14 protein-coding genes are annotated in these 23,579 nt (G+C 35.3%); 4 read left to right on the forward strand and 10 right to left on the reverse strand.

Annotation, left to right across the window (positions count from 1 at the left end; all coding sequences use genetic code 11):
- Positions 1 to 4: 4 nt before the first annotated feature.
- The 7 genes from LV89_RS03015 to LV89_RS03045 all read right to left on the reverse strand — a co-directional run bounded on the left by LV89_RS03015 (position 5) and on the right by LV89_RS03045 (position 9,863).
- The gene (locus LV89_RS03015) at positions 5 to 1,366 is read right to left on the reverse strand and encodes a sigma-54-dependent transcriptional regulator (RefSeq protein WP_109741374.1); all 1,362 of its coding nucleotides are present in this window, start codon (positions 1,364 to 1,366) and stop codon (positions 5 to 7) included.
- A 124-nt stretch (positions 1,367 to 1,490) separates the two neighbouring features.
- Entirely contained in the window at positions 1,491 to 4,430 is a 2,940-nt protein-coding gene (locus LV89_RS03020) for a DEAD/DEAH box helicase (protein ID WP_109741375.1), read from the reverse strand.
- A gap of 219 nt (positions 4,431 to 4,649) precedes the next feature.
- A complete protein-coding gene (locus tag LV89_RS03025; protein WP_374755129.1) occupies positions 4,650 to 6,578 on the reverse strand; it encodes a KUP/HAK/KT family potassium transporter in 1,929 nt (642 codons plus the stop codon).
- 215 nt (positions 6,579 to 6,793) lie between these two features.
- A complete protein-coding gene (locus tag LV89_RS03030) occupies positions 6,794 to 7,606 on the reverse strand; it encodes a hypothetical protein (RefSeq protein WP_109741377.1) in 813 nt (270 codons plus the stop codon).
- Positions 7,607 to 7,629: 23 nt separating this feature from the next.
- Complete coding sequence (locus LV89_RS03035; RefSeq protein ID WP_109741378.1) at positions 7,630 to 8,358, reverse strand: ATPase; 729 nt, start codon at positions 8,356 to 8,358, stop codon at positions 7,630 to 7,632.
- Entirely contained in the window at positions 8,359 to 8,622 is a 264-nt protein-coding gene (locus LV89_RS03040; RefSeq protein WP_211321135.1) for a hypothetical protein, read from the reverse strand.
- A 26-nt stretch (positions 8,623 to 8,648) separates the two neighbouring features.
- On the reverse strand, positions 8,649 to 9,863 hold the full coding sequence (locus LV89_RS03045) for an NADH-quinone oxidoreductase subunit D (RefSeq protein ID WP_109741379.1): 1,215 nt from the start codon (positions 9,861 to 9,863) through the stop codon (positions 8,649 to 8,651).
- A gap of 45 nt (positions 9,864 to 9,908) precedes the next feature.
- Between LV89_RS03045 and LV89_RS03050 the strand changes: the two genes are divergently transcribed.
- The gene (locus LV89_RS03050; protein WP_109741380.1) at positions 9,909 to 11,810 is read left to right on the forward strand and encodes an ABC-F family ATP-binding cassette domain-containing protein; all 1,902 of its coding nucleotides are present in this window, start codon (positions 9,909 to 9,911) and stop codon (positions 11,808 to 11,810) included.
- Between the two features lie 107 nt (positions 11,811 to 11,917).
- Here the strand turns inward: LV89_RS03050 and LV89_RS03055 are convergent, their stop codons facing one another.
- Both LV89_RS03055 and LV89_RS03060 read right to left on the reverse strand, forming a co-directional pair.
- Complete coding sequence (locus tag LV89_RS03055; RefSeq protein WP_109741381.1) at positions 11,918 to 12,349, reverse strand: Dabb family protein; 432 nt, start codon at positions 12,347 to 12,349, stop codon at positions 11,918 to 11,920.
- Positions 12,350 to 12,471: 122 nt separating this feature from the next.
- Entirely contained in the window at positions 12,472 to 14,631 is a 2,160-nt protein-coding gene (locus LV89_RS03060; RefSeq protein ID WP_109741382.1) for a ComEC/Rec2 family competence protein, read from the reverse strand.
- A gap of 170 nt (positions 14,632 to 14,801) precedes the next feature.
- Here LV89_RS03060 and LV89_RS03065 point away from each other — a divergent pair, with 170 nt between their 5' ends.
- The 3 genes from LV89_RS03065 (at position 14,802) to LV89_RS03075 (ending at position 22,007) form a co-directional block, all read left to right on the forward strand.
- Complete coding sequence (locus LV89_RS03065; RefSeq protein ID WP_109741383.1) at positions 14,802 to 18,617, forward strand: SNF2-related protein; 3,816 nt, start codon at positions 14,802 to 14,804, stop codon at positions 18,615 to 18,617.
- A gap of 294 nt (positions 18,618 to 18,911) precedes the next feature.
- Positions 18,912 to 21,395 (forward strand): endopeptidase La, encoded by a 2,484-nt coding sequence (gene lon / locus LV89_RS03070; RefSeq protein ID WP_109741384.1) that lies wholly within the window; start codon positions 18,912 to 18,914, stop codon positions 21,393 to 21,395.
- Positions 21,396 to 21,551: 156 nt separating this feature from the next.
- Entirely contained in the window at positions 21,552 to 22,007 is a 456-nt protein-coding gene (locus LV89_RS03075) for a hypothetical protein (RefSeq protein WP_109741385.1), read from the forward strand.
- 81 nt (positions 22,008 to 22,088) lie between these two features.
- Here LV89_RS03075 and LV89_RS03080 read toward each other — a convergent pair whose 3' ends face one another.
- Positions 22,089 to 23,573, reverse strand: coding sequence for a GH3 auxin-responsive promoter family protein (locus tag LV89_RS03080; protein WP_109741386.1), 1,485 nt, complete (start codon positions 23,571 to 23,573; stop codon positions 22,089 to 22,091).
- Positions 23,574 to 23,579 lie beyond the last annotated feature (6 nt).

Raw genomic sequence — 23,579 nt, forward strand, 5'->3', positions numbered from 1 at the left:
ATTTCTAAATGTCATACTTGCCCAAACGTCTGTACAACGCAGTGCGAGTCAAACCCAATTCACGAGCAGCTTTGGTAATATTGCCATCATGACGTTCAATTGCTTTTAAAATTGTCGATTTTTCGAGTTCATCAATGCGTAAAGTACCCGTTTCAGAAACAGTTGCCACAGGAGCTTCAATAGAAGAATTCAAATCTAAATCTCTGGCACTAATCTCTTGATTATCAGACATAATCACGGCTCTTTCAATACTATGTTGTAATTCTCTGATATTTCCCGGAAAAGCATATTTCCGTAATTTATCTTTCGCTTTTTCATCAATACCGAAGAGTGTTTTGCGGTATTTTTCGGCATAGGTTTTCATAAAATAATTGGCTAAAACAAGCACATCATCAGCACGCATACGCAAAGGCGGAAGCGTGATTTCAATGGTATTCAGTCGGTAAATTAAATCTTTCCGATACTGATTTTGCAAAGCCATTTCCTTAATTGGAGCATTAGTAGCAGAAATCAAACGAATATCAATAGGAATTGGCGTATTTGTACCCAAACGAATTACTTCTCGATTTTGGAGAATAGTCAACAATTTGGCTTGTTGCGGTAACGAGATATTACCAATTTCATCTAAAAATAAGGTTCCGTTATTGGCAGCCTCAAATCGTCCTGCACGGTCCTCCCGGGCATCAGTAAAAGCTCCTTTTTTATGTCCAAATAATTCAGATTCAAAAAGACTTTCGGTCAAAGAACCCAAATCAGCGTGAACAAAAGGGTTTTGATTTCTTTGTGATTTTTGGTGAATCAATTTAGCAACTTCACTTTTTCCAGTTCCATTTTCACCCAAAATCAAGATATTAGCATCGGTTGGGGCAATTTTATCAATTTTATAAAGCACATCTTGCATTGCTTCAGACTCTCCCAAGAGTTGAAGTCCTTCTGCATTTTGCGATTTACTTTTAGTCGATTTAGGCTTACCATCATTTACTTTTTCGAGAATGTCCTCCAAGGTAACCAATAGCTTTTCATTTCGCCAAGGCTTCAGAACAAAATCATTTGCACCTTCTTTCACCGAACGCACCGCCAAATCAATATCACCATAAGCCGTAATCATGATTACAGCCACATTTTTATTCACTTCTCTGATTTTACGAAGCCAAAAAATCCCTTCATTTCCTGTATTCAATGAGCTTTTATAGTTCATATCCAGCAAAATAAGGTCAAATTGATTTTGAGCTAAAAGAGAAAGTAGTTTTTCGGGATTTTTCTCCGTAACAATTTCCTTAACCTCTGGGCGAAGTAACATTTTTACTGCTACAAGCACGTCTTGGTCATCATCAACGGCTAATATTTTGGCGTTTTTTAAGAGCATGAAACGTTTTATTTATAAGGTATTTAGCTTGATAGCTTAGAGAAATTCATCAATTTTATGACATTCTAAAGATGCCAAATTTAGCCCAAAAGTTGCAACAGAATGTAGAATTTACCAATCGGTTTTATTCCAATAACGCCAAAACATCATCTTTTGATAAAGATTTCACAAAACTTTCTTCCGTAGTTATTAAGTCATTGGCAAGGCGTTTTTTGCTTTGTTGTAATGCCAAAATCTTTTCTTCTACTGTATTTTTTGTAATGAATTTGTAGGTAAACACCGTATTTTGTTGTCCAATTCTGTGGGCTCTATCAACGGCTTGGGCTTCAATGGCTGGGTTCCACCAAGGGTCTAAAATAAAGACATAGTCGGCGGCGGTAAGATTTAGCCCCAAACCTCCAGCTTTTAAGGAAATCAGGAAAATCTTTACTTTTTCGTCATTCTGAAACAATTCTACCTGTGATTGTCGGTCTTGCGTGCTTCCGTCAAGATACGCATAAGGCAAATTTTGCTTATCTAAATGTTCTCTGAAAAGGTCGAGATGTTTTACAAATTGACTAAAAATCAAAACCTTATGTTTTCCTTCTAAAATGGTTTCTAATTTCTGCAAAACATCATCTAATTTACCAGAATCTCCGTCGTAATCCACATCGGTCATACGTGGGTGATTGGCTAATTGACGCAATTTTGTCAGACCCTGCAAAACCACCATTTGAGACTTAGCAATTCCCTCATTTTCAATATGTTGAAGAATTAGATTTCTGTAATAAGATTTCGTCTCTTCGTATTCTTTTTCCTGTAATTCCGTCATTTGAGCATAGTGAACTGCCTCAATTTTAGGGGGCAATTCGGTGGCTACTTGCGACTTATGTCTTCTCAACATAAATGGTTTAATGATAGAATACAGGCGTCTGAGTTTTACTTCGTCTGCCTTTTTTTCAATCGGAATCTGAAACTCATTTCTAAAAAAATGTTGCGTTCCTAAAAGTCCGGGATTGATAAATGTCATCTGCGACCATAAATCCATCGTACTATTTTCCAAAGGCGTACCCGTAAGCACCAAACGATGCCGAGTATTGAGTTGCATTACCGCCTTTGTAATGTAAGAAGACGGATTTTTGATTGCCTGAGATTCATCTAAAATCACATAATTGAAACGGTGATTTTTGATTAAATCAATATCAATTCTGACAATTCCATAAGAAGTCAGAATGACGTCATAATTATCAAATTGCTCAATATTTTTATCTCGATATGTACCTGTGTAAGTGAGGATTCGGAGATTTGGCGTGAATTTCTGTGCTTCTTTCTCCCAATTATAAATCAGAGAAGTTGGCATAATTAACAAACTTGGCAGTTGAATTCCTTGCTCTTTCTGCGACTGCAATAAAGTAAGTGTTTGTACTGTTTTTCCAAGTCCCATATCATCGGCAAGACAACCGCCAAAATGGTAATCATTTAAGAACCGCATCCAATCGTAACCAGCTTTTTGATAAGGACGAAGTTCTCCATTAAAATCTTTTGGTAATTGATAGGTTTGTATTTCTTCAAAATCACGAAGTTTTTCTAATTTTCTACTCAAAACTGCCGTAGCTAAAGATTCATTTTGTAAATCTTGAACTAAGGAAATGTGATATTTTTTAAGAATAAAACGCTCACTTTCAGTGTCTTGCTCAATAAAAGCAAACAATTCAGAATATTGAGAAAACCAAATTTCTGGAATAACCGCAATTTCACCATTTGGCAAGGCAAACTCTCTTTTCTTTTGTAAAATCAGGTTACGAAGTTTCAAAAATGGAATCTCATAATCACCAAAAAGTACCTTTGCATGAATATCAAACCAGTCATTTCCTTCAACGATATTTACCTCAATTTTTGAATATCCTAAAAAGTATTTCTTGCCATCATCTTGCACATTTTGAGAGATTTCAAAACCCGCATCCGTCAGATTTTCGTAGTTTTTTTGTAACCACATAAAGGCTTCACTTTTGGATAAAATGGTTTTGCCATTTTTCAAATCCAGCCCCAAATCTTTCAAAATTGACAAATTAGCTTTTTCCTTTTTTAAGTCTCTTCGTACTTTATGAAAAACGTAATCGTCACCCTGTTTTTCCATGCTCACATTGGCAGAAGCTGAAAAACTGTCAAAGCGGAACGAGTATTTTCCATATTGAAAAGAAAGTCCTAAAGTAACTTCTGAATCTTCATCGTCATAAGAATTATCTGTATCTGTCGAATCAAATAGAGTGGTTTGCAAACGCTTATGCTCTGATAAATTCAACATCGGTACACAAGAATATGCTTCCGAACGAATTTCAAAACCTTTAGCATAAACGTCAAACATAGTAATAATCGACGTTACGAATTTTCGGTAATAATCTTCCTCAATAGTTTTGGGAATAACGATAAATTTCTTGTGTAAAAACGGACGAAGTTTTTTGCCATCAACGTCTTTTGCAAAATGATAAAGTTTATTTTCAAGAATCATCCAAGCAGGTTCATCGCAAACGATAAAGGCATTTTTGTATTGAAATTCTACCTTTTCACCTTGATATTTTATTCTTGGAAAATAGTGCGTATTATCCTCATTTCGCATAAAATGAAAGAGAACGGTTGCTTTTTCGGGAAGAACCTCAATTTTTTGCCAAATCGGATTTCCGTCGCCACCCATAATAAACAATTGCTTGCCCAAAAGTAAAGGCAACATTTCTGCTTTTACTTTTTCAACATAACCCGCAATTAATTCTTGAATGGGTTTCTCGCCTTTTTGTGTGTCGTAAACTTTAAGGTAAAAATCTGTTACTGTACGTTTTTTGGTGCCAACGTATTTTTTATAGACATTCTCTGGTTGAAGAGAATCAATCAGTTTAACAATCTGTAAATCGCTGTCATCTAAACCATGACTAAATTCTTTTATGTTTTTGATAGACACATTCTGATTCAATAAGGTTAATTCACCTTTTGAGTCTAATTGAATGACAAATGCTTCAAAAAGATAACCAAGATACTCATGGTTAAGTATGGAATAAATTATTTGGAATGGTTGCGAAGTGGAGACCTTCATATTAAAAGCTAAAAGAGGTAGTTAATGCTGGTAAAATTAAAGAGGTAAGGATTAATCAAAAGCTATTTTTTTTCACTTTTTCAGATTTTCCGAATATTAAATATAAAAATTTAAAATGATACTTCCAAAAATTGAAGTAGATTTTACAAGAATAATCCTATTTTATAAGGCACAAAAAAGCCGTTTGGAATTTCCAAACGGCTTTTTTGTATGAATATTTTAGTCAATCCGTTTCAAATGTACATTTTCAACAGGACGAATAATTAACGGTACTTTTTCAACTTTTACGGCTGAAGTATCAAGTCCAAACCATTTATCTTCTGACGGCGTAAAGTCTTTGATGAAGAAATACGCTTTCATGATGATTCCTTCAAAAAGTGAAAGTTGGTTTTCAAATGAAAGGAAGCGTTCTAATACAACAAAACGGAAATCGCCAATAACATTTTGCTTGTTCAATGACTCATAACGTGAGGTAATATCAACTTCACCTTTTTTCACCATATCTTCCACCACTTTGCGGAAATAAAGGTTAATTTTTTGCTCAACTTTAAAGCCTAATCTGAAATTCACTTTGATAATATCATCAGACTCGATAACATTCACTTTGTATTCCATTGTATAAGGGTCATCCATTGTATCTACGTGAACAAACCAATAAATATCTGCTCTTTTGGGTCTTTTCTGGAAGATTGAATAAATGATTTTAGATTCAATATCTCCCATACGAGCTGCATTCGACATAAAAACTAAGTGCGTTGCATATTTTGGAATACTCATATCTTGACTCAATTCTTGGAGAGGTTCGATATAATCTGCCATTTTCACGTATTCAGTCAAACGCATTTTAATAATATTGGCTCTGTACCAAATCACCATTAAAGCAATAATCGCTGCGGCAATAAATAAGGAAACATAACCTCCATGCACAAATTTGCGAAGATTGGCTACTAAAAACGCTCCTTCGATAGCTACATAAACAATGATAAAACCAACAACCCACCACATATCAAATTTCTTGATGTGTAAGTAATAAGCCATCAAAGCAGTAGTCATCAACATGGTCAGGGTAATTGCTAAACCATAGGCAGCTTCCATATTGGCAGATTCTTTGAACCATAAAACAACGCCAATACAACCTAACCACAAAAAGATATTCATACTTGGAACGTACAATTGTCCTTTTTGGTCTGATGGATAGTGCAAACGAACTTTAGGCCAAAAGTTCAAACGAATTGCCTCAGAAACTAAGGTAAACGAACCTGAAATCAAGGCTTGACTGGCAATAACTGCTGCTGCCGTAGCAATGGCAATTCCCCAAATCAAAAACCATTCTGGCATTAATTCAAAGATTGGTTTGCGTCCGTTCAATAATTGTCCATTTTGAGTCAATAACCAAGCTCCTTGACCGAAGTATTGAAGGATAAGACAGATTTTTACAAAAACCCAACTCACACGAATATTGCCACGCCCACAGTGTCCTAAATCTGAATAAAGAGCTTCTGCTCCTGTTGTACATAAGAAGACTGCTCCCAAAATCCAGAAACCACCATCACCTCCATGCGGATTTGTTAATAATTCGTAACCATAAATTGGCGACAATGCTCTTAAAATAGCCCAATCTTGAGCAATCCAGATAATTCCAAAAATTGCCAACATCGAAAACCAAATCAACATAACGGGTCCGAAAGCACGTCCTACAACGCCTGTTCCAAATATTTGGAACATAAACAAGCCCGTAATAATGGCAATTACAATGGGAACAGTTTGTAAATCTGGATAGATTTTAAGAAGACCCTCAACTGCCGAAGCGACAGAAATTGGAGGCGTAATAACACCATCCGCCAAGAGAGTCGATGCTCCAATAATGGCAGGAATTGTTAGCCATTTTGCGTGCCTACGCACTAAAGCAAAGAGAGCCAAAATTCCACCTTCACCTCGGTTATCTGCTCGAAGAATCAAGATAACATACTTGAGTGTGGTTTGCAGGGTGAGTGTCCAGAAGATACAAGATAATCCTCCTAAGACTGTTCTTTCATCAATCGCCTCTTTGTCGATGATTGATTGCATTACATACAACGGCGAAGTACCAATATCACCGTAGATAATTCCCATCGCTACCAGCAGACCCGCTGCGGTGGCTTTGTCCATGTTTTTGTGTTCCATAAAAGGACGCTAAAAGTAACTTTTAAGCAGAAAAATAATTATTCCTTGAAAAATTACGATTTTTTAGGGTTTGTAAAAATTTAATCAAACAATATTACGATTTGTTTACTATCAAAAGCAAATATAATATTTCTAACGGTTTATTTATTATGATAAAGCCATTTCAAAATCAAATTTGAAATGGCTTTTTATTGTAAGAATTACTGTTTGGGCTTCAAGAATATTTTTTCATCCATTAGTTCATTGAATTTTACTTGATTTACAGTGTACCATTCTGAATATGAACCTCCTAATTTTGAATCAATCAAAATTTCTGTTATTTCAAATGGGACTTTGACATTCTCCACTTGTTTGTACTTTGAATACACAAATTCTCTTTTTTTGTAGGCTAATTTAAGTAGTAAATTATTCTTTTTATGGAAAAAATATTGAGCAGTATCACCTGTTGGAGAAATCATTTCTATTTCCGAAACGTCATCAACACTAATTTTGGAATCTCCTTTGTAGATAGTTTTATAACCTTTTGTTTCATAATCAATAAAACACCAAGGCATTTGGGTTTGCCATTTGAGAGACTGAATCCAATGTTTATCATTACGTTTATCTATAAATTGATTGAAACCGAACTGTTTTTGGATTAAATTTAGAGTTGAATCTGCTTTTTTATCTCCAACTTGTACAGAAAAATTTGCTACACTCCATGCAGTCTCATCATTATACCACGCATAAACAGAAGGGGTTCCTCCTTGAAAAGTTTTCGTTCCTTCATTTGAAAACTCGTAAATTTTCTCTCTTTTATAACCTTTACCACGCAAGATAGAAATAGTAGTAATTGATTCGCCTAAATATTTATCTTCCTTTTGCCATGTAGTTTTAATTGTTTTTATCGCTTCCCATTCTTTTGCTCCGCCAATGGATTTGAGGTATTTTTTAATAATTTTATCAGAACCATCATCAAAAGCAAAAGTTGAAAAATGAGCAAATAGTAGGCAAAGAATTAGGATTTTTTTCATGGGTAATAATGTAGGAGTTTAGTTTAAATTTTATCAATTACATATTTCTCAAACCATTCGGGTAATGTATCCGTCTGAATATCAATGGTTTTTCCGTCTTCGATTGAAGCAATAAATCTTTTAGAAATTCCTGAGTTATCAAACAAATAGACTCTATTACTGTATTTTATAGCCTCAAAAAGAAACGCTAATGACCGATAATATCTTTGGAAAATTTTGTCTTGTGGTACATTATGTCCGCCTAAATTGACACGATTAGAAACACGAGCAATATTGATTTGAGGGTCTTCTGTCGAAACATAATATAAATATGTTCTGAAACCCAATGCCTGAGCCTTGGCAAGTAAAGCCACTTTGTCGGCAGAAGACATCACTGTTTCAAAAGTAAAACTCATCTGATTTTCGAGGAATTTATGTCTCAAGAAATCCGAAAAAATGGCACTGACGTAAGAATTAACGGGTATTTTGAGGAAAAACAATTTGTTTCCTTCAATTTGGAAATTATCAATCGTCAAACTGAAAGTTAACTTAGGATAGAGTCCAGAGTTGTGGAAAAATACAAGAATTTCGGATATTAATATTTCAAAGGGAAGTGAATCAAGATGATAAAATCCTTTTTCATGAAGTTCTTTTTCAATTTCATCAGGATTGATGTAGAAACCTAACAGATAAGGTTCAATCACAGATTTTAAGGTGCTTTTTCCAGAACCATTTGGCCCTGCAAACATACGCATACGAGGTTGATTACTCATTTACTTGATAATGTAGTGTTTTTGGGTAATTCTTTTTTCGTGTCTGGGTAAGGTTTTTATTACTCTCTTTTTTCCATCTGGAGAAATCTCCACAATTTTATCATCTTCTAAAACTGTTACGGTATTTCCCGAAGATAAATTATGCCAATAAGCCTGCTGAAAAGCCAATTCTGCTAAATCAGGGATTTGTGTTTCCAAAAAATTAATATTTTCTTCCGACATTATCATCATTACTTTTTTTAACAAATATAAAATAATATCCATTCGCTTTGGAAATTATAACCAAAAAATCATCTATCCACTTCCCCCATCACCAAATCCATTGAGCCAATAATCGCCACTAAATCCGCTAACATAGCTCCACGACTAATTTCTGGAATTATCGACAAATTATGCAACGAACACGCCCGAGCTTTTAAGCGTACAGGAATATCCGAGCGTCCATCGGTACGGAAGAAGAAACCTAATTCGCCTTTCGGATTTTCGGCACGAGCATAAAAATCCATCGCTTGCGGGCGGATTTTCTTAGGTACTAATCCTTGTGGTTCAAAATCTTGGGTACGTTTATGGTCGTTTTTCAGTTGGATAAGGCATTGCTCAATAATTTTGATGGATTCGTCACATTCTTCCACACGCACGTAATTTCTATCCCAACAATCGCCAACCGTTCCCATTTCACCTTTCCCGACAGGAATATCAAAATCCATTTCTGGATAAACCGAATACCCATCCACTTTCCGAAGGTCAAGTTTCAAACCCGAACCCCTCAAAACGGGCCCAGTACAACCGTAATTTATCGCTAAATCCATCGGTAGAACACCTACATTTGCCGTCCGTTGCACAAAGATTTTATTCTCAATGACTAACTGACGCAATTCTACCATTTTAGGTTTTAGGTAATTGATAAACTCGGTACAACGTTCCTCAAAACCAACGGGCAAATCGTAAAACAATCCACCTACCCAAATATAATTATAGAGCATTCTCGCCCCACAAATCCACTCTAAAAGACGCTGAATATGCTCACGGTCACGCATAATCCATAAAAACGCTGTGTACGCCCCAATGTCCAAACCATACGTACCAATTGCCACAAAATGAGAAGCCAAGCGGTTCAACTCTGCCACCAAAACACGGATATACTCAAGGCGTTTAGGAAGTTTGCCCGTCAAATCCAACATTTTTTCCACGCCCATTACGTAAGCGTGTTCCGAGTTCATCGCCGCCAAATAATCCATTCTATCCACATAAGGAATAATTTGATTGAATGGCAAAGACTCAGCGTGCTTCTCGAAACAACGGTGTAAATAACCCAAATGCGGGATAACATCTACCACAAGTTCCCCGTCAGAAATCACTTCCATTCGTAAAACTCCGTGCGTAGATGGGTGTTGAGGCCCTAAAGACAAAATCATTTCCTCCGACCGCAAGTTTTCTAAACGATACTTGTTGGGGTCAGAAAGTTTGAAGTTTTCGGGTTTATATTGGTATTGAATTTTGTTCATGTTGTAAAATTACGGATTTTCACAACCTTGACTTACCTTTGCACCATGAATTATTTATCAGCAGAGAACATCTCTAAGAATTATAACGAGCGTTGGTTGTTTAAGGGAATCAACTTTGGTATCCTCAAAGGCGACAAGGTGGCTTTGGTCGGGCAAAATGGTACGGGTAAAACTACCTTAATGAACATTTTAGCGGGTATTATTCCTGCCGACGAAGGTACGGTTTCTATCCGCAAAGGTATTTCGGTGGGTTATTTATTCCAAAATCCTGCTTTCGACGAAAACTTATCGGTAATGGATACGCTTTTTTCGGGCGAATCTCCTGCCAATCAAGCAATTAAGGCTTACGAAAAATCATTACTTCACCCAGAAGATATGGAACAAATGTCGGAGGCTTTGGAAATGATGGATAAATACCAAGCTTGGGACTATGAAAGTAGAGTAAAACAGATTCTCGGAAAATTGGGAATTCATGATTTTGACCGTAAAATTTCGGCACTTTCGGGTGGACAACGCAAGCGTGTGGCAATGGCGAAGGTTTTGATTGAAGAACCCGATTTCATGATTTTTGATGAGCCTACCAACCACTTGGATTTGGAGACCATCGAATGGCTTGAACAAACACTTTCTGCCCAAAATATTACGCTACTTTTGGTAACGCACGATAGATATTTCTTGGACAGAGTTTGCAACAATATCGTTGAATTAGACAACGGAAGTATATACACCTACAAAGGAAATTACAGTTATTTCTTGGAGAAAAAAGCCGAAAGAGAGGCTTCAGAGGCTGCCAGTATCGACAAAGCCAAAAACACACTTCGTACCGAATTGGAATGGATGCGTCGCCAACCAAAAGCTCGTGGAACAAAGGCTCAGTACCGTATTGACGCTTTTCATGAGTTAAAAGAGAAGGCTTCACAAACAAAAGACGACTCAAAAGTACAGTTAAATGTAAAAATGACTCGTCAGGGAAGTAAGATTTTAGAAATTGATGATTTGTGTAAATCTTTCGGAACACAGAAAGTTGTTGACCACTTTTCATATATCTTCCAACGTGGCGACCGTGTAGGAATTATCGGGAAAAACGGTATCGGAAAATCAACGTTTTTAAATATGCTTACCCAAAATCTAAAACCAGATTCGGGGAAAATAACAACGGGCGAAACGGTCGTTTACGGATATTACACGCAGGGAGATTTAGACTTCAAACCAGAGGACAGAGTAATTGACGTAATCAAAGAAATTGCTGAAGTCGTAACCGTTGGAACAGGCGAAACCATTTCTGCAAGTCAGTTTTTAACCCACTTCAAATTCGACCCAAAAGTGCAGTATGGCATGGTTGAAAAGCTATCAGGTGGAGAAAAAAGACGTTTGCAATTAATGAAAGTGCTTATCAAAAATCCTAACTTTTTGATTCTCGATGAGCCAACCAACGACCTTGATATTCAGACACTTAACATCTTAGAAGACTTTTTAATGGCTTTTGGTGGTTGTTTGATGTTGGTTTCTCACGACCGTTATTTCATGGACAAATTAGTTGAACACCTTTTTGTTTTTGAAGGAAACGGAGTCATTCGTGACTTTCCAGGAAACTACACAGATTACCGTGATTGGGCAGATAGTCCAGAAGCAATTGCCGCAGGAGCTACGCAGGCAGAGGAAATTAAAAAATCAAGTGCTAATAATCTTTCCACAACGGTTAGTAAAACACAAGAACCTGTTAATCAACCTGTTAAAAAGAAATTGTCGTTCAAAGAACAAAAAGAATACGACGATTTAGGAAAAGCTATTGAACAATTAGAAGCTAAAAAGGAAGGACTTACTGAGCAACTTAACGGTGGCGGTTCGTATGAAGATTTAGCAAATTGGGCAAAAGAAATTGAGGCAATTACCAATGAATTAGACGAAAAAGAATTGCGTTGGTTAGAGCTTTCTGAGAATATGTAATCTACAAAATTGACCACAGATGACGCTGATTTAACGGATTTACACGGATAAAAATTAAAAATTCTGTGCAAATCCGTTAAATCTGTAACATCAGTGGTCTATTTTCTCTAAATCACCGCAGAATCATAAACTACCACTTTCGACCATAGATTTTTATGGTCTTCGATAAACTGCTTGTGCAAGGGATGTACTAAATATTTCTCTTCGTCCGACTTACTTCCAAAGATTAAAAGCACCGAAAACGAGTACGAAGCATCAGTTACAGGCTTATCAAAATCGTTAATTGATGGCGAACCAATATGAGCCATTTTAATTTCTTTAATTTTGCCCAAAGCTCTCAAGCCAGCCAATAATTTATCATGTTCTTGCTTATTTTTTGGGTTTTTGAGCCAAAAGAAAACGTGATGAACAAATGGCAAAACTTCCCCTTTTACGGTATTTGCTTCTGCCTCTGAGCTACTTAAAGTTGTCATAACAGTTCCTGCCACTAAAGCAGCGGTTGATTTTTCTAAAAATTCTCTTCTTGACGAATTTTCCATAGTTTTTGAATATAAATAAGCGAAAAAGCGATTTGCGAACAGCAAATCTCTAAAAATTAATGTTGCATAAAAGTAATTAAATTTTCGTATTCTCTAATCCGCCCTTATCCATTCTCTAAAACCTATTCATTATTCTTTATTTTCAACGCTCCACTCCTACTTAAATCAACATATTTCAATCCCATTTCTTCTGCCTGATTAGACAATTTATCAGCATACCAACGAGTATAAGAAGCATCAATTATCAATTTTTCAAATTGTACTTTACCAATAATTTGGCTCAGGTCTTTTACCGATTTATTTGCTAAAATTAAATAGTCAACTGATACGTTTTTAGCTTCAAAATCTTTATGCTTCAGATTTTTACCAATCCAAAGAAAGGTTTTGTTATTCCATGAAATCACAGCGGTAGAATCTTGACTTCTAATATTGACCACATTGTTTTTGGAATGGTAATTTTCCAATAAATCAAGTTTTAAAGTATCTCTCACCCCAAGACTTGACCAATAATTATTTACCCGAAAACCAATTTCTTTTCTACTATCTAAAAAGCCTTTATTAGCCAATATGATAGCATTTTTACCATTTACAAAGGTAATAGCAGAATGCTTAGGTGTTGATAAAATTGTGCATAACTCTTGCTGATTTCTTTGTAATTTTTCGTGAAAATTTAAAAAAAATAAGTTACCCACAAATCCACAACTTATCCACACCCAAGCGTATTTTCTGGTTTTCCATAAAGCAATTAAGCTAAAAATCAAAGCATACATTAACCACATTTCATAAGTAGAAATCCATAAAAATTTAGTGACTGATAATGGTAAATATTCAAACCAAAGGACAGTTTCATTTAGTAACAAAATTGTATATTTCAAACATTGACCTAAAAAATTCGTAATTGATATTAAGTCAAATAATAGTAGTAAATTAGCTAAAATTGCAAAGCCCAAACCAGCCATTAATACAATTGATGACAATAAAATTACGATGGGATTTGCAAAAAGAAAGTAATTTGGAAATTGATGAAAATAATAAATCGTCACAGGAAGTGTAGCAATCTGAGCAGCAACGGCTACCGTAGTAACTTTCCAAATTCTATCAGCAATTCTATAAATCCAATTTTTATTTTTATCAATTACTAAAATAGGATTTAGTAATGGTTGAAAAAATATCATTCCAAAAACTGCTAAATACGATAATTGAAAACCTACATTAAATATAAAATTGGGATTATAAAGCAAAATACAAAAAGCAGAAAAAGCGGTGGTATTGTAGGCGTCTTTATTTTTTTGATAAATTTCTGCAAATAGAAAAATAGAAAACATAATGGTAGAACGCAAAACGGGAGAAGACAAACCTGTGATAAAAGCGTAAGACCATAAAATTGAAAAGATTAACCAAAATAATATTATTTTTCCCGTCTTTCCTTTTTTCTTTAAAGATTTTAAAAGCCAGAGCAAAACTGCATAAATTACGCCCACGTGTAAACCCGAAACCGAAAGTACGTGAATTGCTCCAGCAGCAGAATATGCCTGCATTAAGTCGTTTGATAAATCATCACGCTGTCCCAAAATCATGGCATTGGCAACACCATACTGATTTTTGCCCTCAACGAAGGTCGTGAGAATTGAATCTACACGAGCATTTATTCTCAAAGCAAAATTTATTAAAATCTCAGGCGGTTTATTTCCAACTTTTTCAATGTTTTCCGAACGTAAATATTGTTGATAACCCACATTTTGATTTCGCATATATTGCTGATAATCAAATTCTTCTGGATTTTTAGGCGAACTTATTTCTTGTGGCTTTCCTTTTACAAAAAATATATCTCCATATCGAGGTTTTTCCACAGAGTGATTGTCAAAATAAAGTAAAATTTTGCCAGATGTGGATAAGATACGATTATCCACAATCACCGACCGAATCTCACCAGTACATTTCCATGAATTTTCTTTTTCTTCGACCAAGTTATCCACAATTACTTCATAATGGGAAATTTCTTTCGACCAATGTGTATAATGTTGTGGATAATTCATTTCATCGTTCAGAAAAGAGACTTCATAAGCAGACAATATCAAAAATAGACTTCCGACAAAACCTATAAGCAATTGATTCTTAATTTTTCGTCTAAAAATAAATAAGAAAGCATAGAGAAAGGAGATAAAAACCCAAGCACCCAATACAAAATAAATTGGTAAAAGGGGCAAAAAACGATAAAGCAAAATGCCACAGATAAGCACGATACAATATCGAACAAATGGAAATGTAGAAAAATGATTCATTATTATCTAAGTTGTAGTTTACTAATTGAATATAGCAAATTTTCCTGATTTTTAAGCTAAAAACCCTCCAAACAAGAAAATAATGCACCTTTTTTCCTTTCATTGCCTTTTTACCCTCTAAATTCAGTACCTTTGCAGATTAGCGATTTTTAAAATTTAGCACATTAGATATGTCTTCAATTATTATAGAGAAATTAAAAAAATACCTCAAGTCAAATGCACTTCCACAAAGCGTTTCAAAGGGAAAAACAATTTTTGCAAACGGAAAGGTAAGTGTCGAGAAGTTTTCAAATGTAGAGAAAGGTGAAGCCATTTTTAAAGTTAAAAGTGACACAAGCTCAAAAATTTACACCATAAATGCCAAGAATTGGAACACCCCCATTGTAAGTACCAATTGCAGTTGTGATTATGATTGGGGCGGAATTTGCAAACACAGAGTGGCGGCTTTAATGGTTCTTGAAAATGAAATTATAAAACACACCACCACCAATGCCAATATTTTTGCACCCAAGAAAAAAACTTATCCAACTTCACAGCACATTATTCGCATAAGCTCTTTTGATGATTGGACACTGAAAAATTTGGTTTCCTTAGATGACTGGAAAAACAGAGCTAACGTAAAAAAGGTACAAATTTTATCGGCTCTCAACGGCGAAGCAATCTTAGATGTAAATTATAAGGGAGAGGATTTCGAGGTAAAATTCACACAATTAAAATTTAATAGTGAATTATCCACACATTGTTCATGCTCGCAAGAGCTTGAAAATCAGGCTTGTATCCATAAATTGGCAGCATTTATTGCCGTGCGTGACGCTTTCGGTGCGAATAATCCTTTTGATAGAATGAGAGATTATACTATCGAAAAAAATAAGCTTTTAGCAGAGTACGGCTTTACGATGGATGATGATTTGAAGGGAAATTTTGATTTTAAATTGCAAGCCAATGGCGACCTTCAATTATTAAAACTGGATGCAAGTATCCAAAAAATTAGCCAATATCAAAACTGGAGAGCGGTCAATAATAGTATTTTCAGAAAGCCCGAAACCATTTTTAGTATCGGTGCAAGTGAAGGACAAAGAGAACAACGCCAATTATTGTACGTTATCAGATGCAAAGGTGAAGAATTTGTCAATGATGTTGCGGTTGATACCTATTCATATAAAGCAGCGGGTAATGGCAAAATGACCTATATTCGTTCATTAAAAGATAGTGATGTTGAGAGTTTGCCAAAAATGGAAGACTCTGATAATCAAATCATTAACTTAGCAAATAGCATAAAAGATGATGGTTTAAAGAATTTTGGAAAGAAGAAAGAACTACGTCTTCCATTCTTTTATGACTACCTAAATAGAGAAGAAATTTCGGCAAATGATGCTCCAATTATTGAGGAATATATCAACAAAAAGCTTAATAAAATCTTCCGTTTATTGTCTGAAAAACAAGTATTTACAAGTGCAACTTCTTACGTTGCAAATCAAACTGACATTGAGGAAGTACAAATTTCTACGGAGCAAATTTTACCATTCTTTATCCTAAAAGAAGATGAAGATTTTGTGGTTTTAGAAGGCTATACCAAACTTCATGGTAAAAAAGTAAAATTGGCTTCTTTAACAAATCCGGGAAGTTATTGGACACGCTCTTTCGGAAAAACAATTTATAAATTAGCAAACCCAGAAGTTGCCAATTTATTGAGTTATTTACCTAAAAATGGACTGATAAAAGTTAGAAAATCTAACTTTTCGGGTTTTTTCCAAGACTTCGTTTTACCACTTGCAGAGAAATTCACGATTGACTTACAAGTATCACAAGCCATTGAAGTACAGTCACTTAACTTCAAAGAAGCTAAAATATATTTAAAGGAAGACGAATCAAATTTAATGTTGATTCCTATTTATGAATACACCAAAAATGATGGTGAAGAAATTGTTGAAAACCCAGTAACAATTGAGTTTTCGCATGACTATAAAACAAATAAAATAAATTACGAATCTGAAAAAATCATGATTCAGGAACGTAATGCGGAAGCGGAAAAATATTATTATGATATTATCCGTGAACAAAATATTGAATTCAATAGTCAGGAGCAATATCCTTTCTTTTTCTTGAGTTTCAATGATGTTTTAAAAGATGGTTGGCTCTTCAAATTTTTTGAAGCCATGAAAGAGCAAAATATAACTATTTATGGATTTAAGGAATTAAAGAAATTCAAATACAATCCTAATAAAGCTGTATTTAACATTAAAGCAGGCTCTGGAATTGACTGGTTTGATATGCACATTGAAGTTCAATTTGGAGAGCAAATGGTGGGCATCAAAGAAATTCAAAAAGCGGTTTTAAAGAAACAAAATTATGTTGAATTGAAAGATGGTTCTTTAGGAATGTTACCCGAAGAATGGTTGAAAAAATATGAAAATATCTTAAAATTTGGTCGTATAAAAGGAGAAGAATTACAAGTTTCTAAACTTCACTTCTCATTAATTGATGAATTAAGTAAAGATATTGATAGCTTTGAAATTGAGCAGGAATTATTTGAAAAAAAGAGTAAACTTCTGAATTTCAAAGAGATGGCAGAAATACCATTACCAAACAACATTGAAGCAAAACTACGTGATTATCAAGTAGAAGGCTTTAAGTGGTTGAATTTCTTAGATGAATTTTCGTGGGGTGGTATCCTTGCTGATGATATGGGGCTTGGCAAAACCTTACAGATGCTAACGTTCATTCAGGAGCAACAAAACCGTAATGGGAAGTCGGTAAATTTAGTGGTTTTACCTACAACACTAATATTTAACTGGCAAGCAGAAGCGGCAAAATTCTGTCCAGATTTAAAACTATATGTGCATCGTGGCGGTACACGCCAAAAGGCAAATGAGCATTGGAGCGAGTACGACATCATCTTGACAACCTATGGAATGGTGCGTTCAGATATTGAACTTTTCCGTGAATTCCATTTTAACTATATTATTCTGGATGAGTCGCAAGCTATTAAAAATCCAGACTCTTTGATTTCTAAAGCGGTCAAATTATTGAACTCAAGAAACCGTTTGGTGATGACAGGAACACCCGTTGAAAACAATACTTTCGACTTGTTTTCACAAATGGAATTCATCAATCCAGGTTTATTGGGTAGTGGTGAATTCTTCAAAACTGAATTTGCAACGCCAATTGATAAACTTCAAGATAAAGAGAAGGCAGCACAACTCAGAAAAATTGTGTATCCTTTTATGTTGAAGCGTACTAAAGAAGAAGTTGCCAAAGATTTACCAGACAAAACAGAAAGTATCATTTATTGCGAAATGGACACCAAACAACGTAAAGTTTATGATACATTCAGAGAGCTTTATCGCCAAAAATTGGTAGATAAAATGGCAACCGATGGAAAGGAAAAATCTTCTTTCTTGATTTTGGAAGCACTTTTAAAACTTCGTCAAATTTGCGACAGTCCAGCTTTATTGAACGAAGAAGGAGAATACGACCAAACTTCAGCGAAATTAGGCGAAATCATCCGTGAAATTGAAGAGAACGCAGGAAATCATAAAATATTGATTTTCAGTCAGTTCTTAAAAATGTTAGATTTAATAAAAGGGCATTTAGAAAAACATAAAATCAAATTTGAGTATTTAGACGGAAAAACCACCGACCGTGCCGACCGTGTAAATCACTTCCAAGAAGATGAAGAATGTAGAGTTTTCTTGATGAGTTTGAAAGCGGGTGGCGTTGGTATCAACCTTACTGAAGCCGATTATGTTTACTTGGTTGACCCTTGGTGGAACCCAGCAGTGGAACAACAAGCCATTGACAGAACGCACCGTATTGGACAAAAGAAAAAGGTTTTTGCTTACAGAATGATTTGTAAGGATACCATTGAGGAGAAAATTTTATTACTTCAAGATAAAAAGCGAGACATTGCCAAAGATATTATCAGTACTGAAGACGGTTTCTTGAAGAAATTATCTCAAAACGATATTATTGATTTGTTTTCTTAAAAGTGCTGAGTAAGAGTTGGAATTTAGTCTTGAAACTTGATACTTACAGCACATTCAAACCCTGTCAGTTTGTCAAATGGCACAGGGTTTGACCATTTAATAAATCACTTTTGTGATTGGGAATTTTAACATTAATTTTATATGTTATGTCATAGTGGCAGAAATTTCAGTTTAAATATTGAGAATCATAAATAAAGCTTTTTGCAAAATAATCATAACAGAAAACCACTAAATAAATAAATAGCCATACCTCAAACGCTATTCACCAACCAATTTAATTACTTTCAAAACAATATGAGTTACGATAAAAATTTCTTGAATAATCTTAGACTTGCCGAAATAACTGATTTTGATAACATTGAATTAATTCCGCTTGGAGGAGAGGAAATTGATGATGAAAAATTAGGGGTACTTTCAGATGAATTACCCATTTTGCCTGTTCGTAATATTGCCTTATTTCCGGGCATGGTCATTCCTGTGACCGTTGGAAGACAGAAATCGGTTCGTTTGGTCAAAAAAGCATATAAGGGGAATCGCACTTTGGGAGTAATTGCACAGGCAAATCCAAATAAAGAAGAACCCACAGGAGAAGATTTATATAAAGTTGGCACAGTAGCACATATCTTAAAAATGATTGTTTTACCGGGTGGAAATACAACCATTATCGTGCAAGGGCGTAAGCGTTTTGAGGTACAAGAATATACTAAAACAGAGCCAAATCTTATTGCCAAAGTTGCTTATATTGAAGATAATCTTCCTGCAAAATTGAATAAAGAAAACAAAGCTTTGATTCAATCTTTGCGTGAAATGGCTTCTCGAATTTTATTCTTGAATCCAGAAATACCTCGTGAAGCACAAATTGCCCTTGATAATATTGAATCTCCAAACTTCTTGATTCATTTTCTTTCAGCCAATGTTAACGCAGAAGTTTCTGAAAAACAGCAATTATTAGAAATTCCGAATGGACTCGACCAAGCTCGTCGTTTATTAGAATTGATGATGAATGACATTGATTTATTGGAAATCAAGCGTGAAATTCAGAGTAAAGCAAGCAGCGATATTGACCAACAACAACGTGATTATTACCTTCGTCAGCAAATAAAAGTATTGCAGGAAGAGTTAGGCGTTGATAATCCAGAAGCCGAACTTGATAAAGTTCGAGCAAAAGGAGCGAATAAAAAATGGAGTAAAGAAGTAAACGACCATTTCCAGAAAGAATTGAATAAATTACAACGTACCAACTCCATGTCGGCAGAATATCCGATGTTGATGAATTATGTTGAATTATTGACCGATTTACCTTGGAACGAAACCACAAAAGATAATTTTGACCTCAAAAAGGCTCAAAAAGTCCTTGATTCAGACCATTCTGGACTTGAAAAAGTTAAAGAAAGAATCATTGAATATTTAGCCGTTTTAAAAATGAAGGGCAATATGAAAGCCCCAATTTTATGTCTTTATGGCCCTCCTGGTGTTGGTAAAACCTCACTTGGAAAATCAGTTGCCAAAGCATTAGGACGCAAATACGTAAGAATGGCTTTGGGAGGTTTACACGACGAATCTGAAATCAGAGGACACCGTAAGACTTACATTGGAGCAATGCCGGGAAAAGTCATTCAGAACATCAAAAAAGCAGGTTCTGCCAACCCAGTATTTATCTTAGATGAAATTGATAAAGTTGGAGCAGACCACCGTGGCGACCCTTCGTCGGCACTTTTGGAAGTCCTTGACCCTGAGCAAAATAGTGCATTTATGGATAATTATTTAGAGGTTGAATACGACCTTTCTAAAATATTATTCATCGCCACAGCCAACTCATTAGATAGCATTCATCCTGCCCTCCGTGACCGTATGGAAATCATCGACATTAGTGGTTATACCATGGAAGAAAAGGTACAAATTGCCAAAAAACACCTTGTTCCAAAACAAAAGCAAGAACATGGTTTGGATAATAAAGCTCTAACTGTGACTGACGCTGCCTTACAAAAATTAGTAGAAGGTTATACCAGAGAATCGGGAGTACGTAAATTGGAGCAAGTAGTTGGCAAATTGATTCGGAAAATCACCAAATCCATCGCAATGGAAGAGGAATACCCGAAAACCATCAGACCAGAAGAAGTTGTTAAATTATTAGGGCAAGAAGTTTATGACCAAGACCTCTACGAAACCAGCGATTCAGCGGGCGTAGTAACAGGCTTGGCTTGGACACCCGTTGGAGGCGATATATTATTCATTGAATCAATCCTTAATCGTGGAAAAGGTGGCGTAACACTTTCTGGACAGTTAGGTGATGTCATGAAAGAATCTGCCATGGCGGCACTTTCATACTTACGGGCTCATGCTGATGATTATGAGATTGATTATAGAATTTTTGATAACTACAATCTTCATATCCACGTACCCGCAGGAGCAGTGCCAAAGGATGGACCATCGGCAGGTATCACGATGACAACTTCGATTGCGTCAGCATTGACCCAACGCAAAGTAAAACCACATTTAGCCATGACAGGCGAAGTGACTTTACGTGGAAAAGTATTACCTGTTGGCGGTATCAAAGAAAAGATTTTAGCTGCCAAACGTGCAGGTATTAAAGAAGTTATTCTTTGTTACAAAAACAGAAAAGACGTTGAAGAAATTACACCTTCGTATATTTCAGACGTTAAATTTCATTATGTAGATTATGTAGATGAAGTTTTGGAAATAGCTTTGCTGAAAGAGAAGATTACTAAGCCGATTCAATTTGTTTTTCCAGAAGAGAAGAAAGAGTTAGCATTATAAAAACCAAAAAGCCCAGACTAAGTTTGGGCTTTTTTTATTCATTGTGAATTCTTTCAGCTTTTACGACCTGCAATCTCTACCAATCCACGCAGAAAAAGACAAAGCCTTGAGCGTAACTTGATAAATTACTTATTCATTTAAAAAACGCTCTCAACAATGAAAAAAATCTTATCTATTATTGCCATTTCTTCCTTTATTATTTCTTGTAAAACAGACCCAAAACAGGATTCCTCTTCTTCAATTAATGGTACTTGGAAACTAATTTCTGGAACACTTATCGAAAAAGGAGATACAACAATAACCGATTATACAAAAGACAAAAACGCCATCAAAATTATTAATGATACTCATTTTTCCTTCTTAAACCATGATTTGAATAAAGGAAAAGACTCAACGGCGTCGTTTGGTGCGGGCGGTGGGAAATACACCTTAATAGGCGATAAATACACCGAGTTTTTAGAATATTGCAACGCCAGAGAATGGGAAAACAACAAATTTGAATTTACTGTAACGGTTAAAAATGATACATTAATTCAAACAGGTATTGAAAAAATTGACAGCATTGGCGTAAATAGATTGAATATCGAAAAATACGTGAAGGTAAAAATATAGAACAATGAGTTTATTTACACAAAACCCCTTGTAAGTTTAAAAGCTCACAAGGGGTTTTGATATTTATGAAAATAATGAGAATTATAATTTATCCGCAATTCCTCTATCATTCGACAGTCTTGGTACTTTATTTTGCCCTCCTAATTTCCCTTCATTTCTCATATAATTGATAAAAGAATCTCTTTGCAAAGATTTGATTTTCAATGGTCTGAGAATATTTCCAACCATTAAATCATCATAATAAACATTCAATTCTGCTAACTTTTGGTTAATATCTTGGGCAAAACTTTCTATATTTTGTGGTTCTCTTGAAAACTCAATCAGCCATTCATGATACGGCAAACCTCCTTCGGGTGGTGTTACTTGTGGAGCAACGGTAAACTCAACTAATTCTACTTCGGGATGACGTTGCATGGCGAATTGCATCGCTTTTTCAACTTCTTCGCCAATTACGTGTTCACCGAAAGCAGAAATAAAATGCTTAATTCGTCCCGAAACTACGATGCGATAAGGATTTAAAGAGACAAATTTTACGGTATCTCCAATAGAATATCCCCAAAGCCCAGCATTGGTATTCATCACTACGGCATAATTTACGCCTAATTGTACTTCTCCAATATGCAAACGTCTTGGATTTGGCTTGAAGTAGTCTCCAACGGGAATAAATTCATAGAAAATCCCAGAATTTAAAAGCATCAAAAGACCTTCCTCTGTTTGAGAATCTTGGTAAGCGATGAATCCCTCTGAAGCAGGATACGTTTCGATAGAATCTATTTTACAGCCAATAGACTCATAAAGCTTTGCCCGATATGGTTCAAAATTTACCCCACCATATACAAATAATGAAAATTCGGGAAAAACATCTTTAATTTTCTTACCAGTTCTTGCTTGAATTCTATCAAAATACATCTGAACCCAAGGCGGAATTCCCGAAATCAAAGACATCGGTTTGTCGATGGTTTCATCTATAATTTTTTCAAGTTTCGTTTCCCAATCTTCAATACAATTGGTCTCATAACTTGGCATTTGATTACTCCTCAAATAACTCGGTACGTGATGATTGACAATACCCGAAAGTCGTCCCGTGAAAATGCCATTTTTTTTGTGCATTTCTGGAGAACCCGATAAGAAAATGAGGTTTTTATCCAAGAATTTAGAATTGCCCGTTTCATGCACATAACTCAACAAAGCATCTCTTGCCCCGTTGATATGAAAACCGATGGATTCTTGGGAAATTGGAATATATTTTACACCCGAAGTTGTCCCCGAAGTTTTGGCAAAATAAAGCGGTTTCCCTTTCCAGAGAATATCAGGTTCGCCTGCTACTACTTTTTCAATGTACGGTTTTAGATTTTCATAATCTTGAACAGCAACAGAATGCTTAAAGTCTTGATAATCAGAAATTTGATTAAATTTATTGTCTTTTCCAAAAAGCGTATGTGAAGCATCAGAAACCAACGATTTCATCAAAGAAAGCTGTGTTTCTACGGCACGTTGTTCCCATTTTCGGCGATTATTTACGACGAAAGAGGCAAAAGGTTTAGCGAGTATTGAACGGATGGGCATTTTTTG

Origin of the sequence: Arcicella aurantiaca, assembly GCF_003148625.1 — a bacterium.
Classification (GTDB): domain Bacteria; phylum Bacteroidota; class Bacteroidia; order Cytophagales; family Spirosomataceae; genus Arcicella; species Arcicella aurantiaca.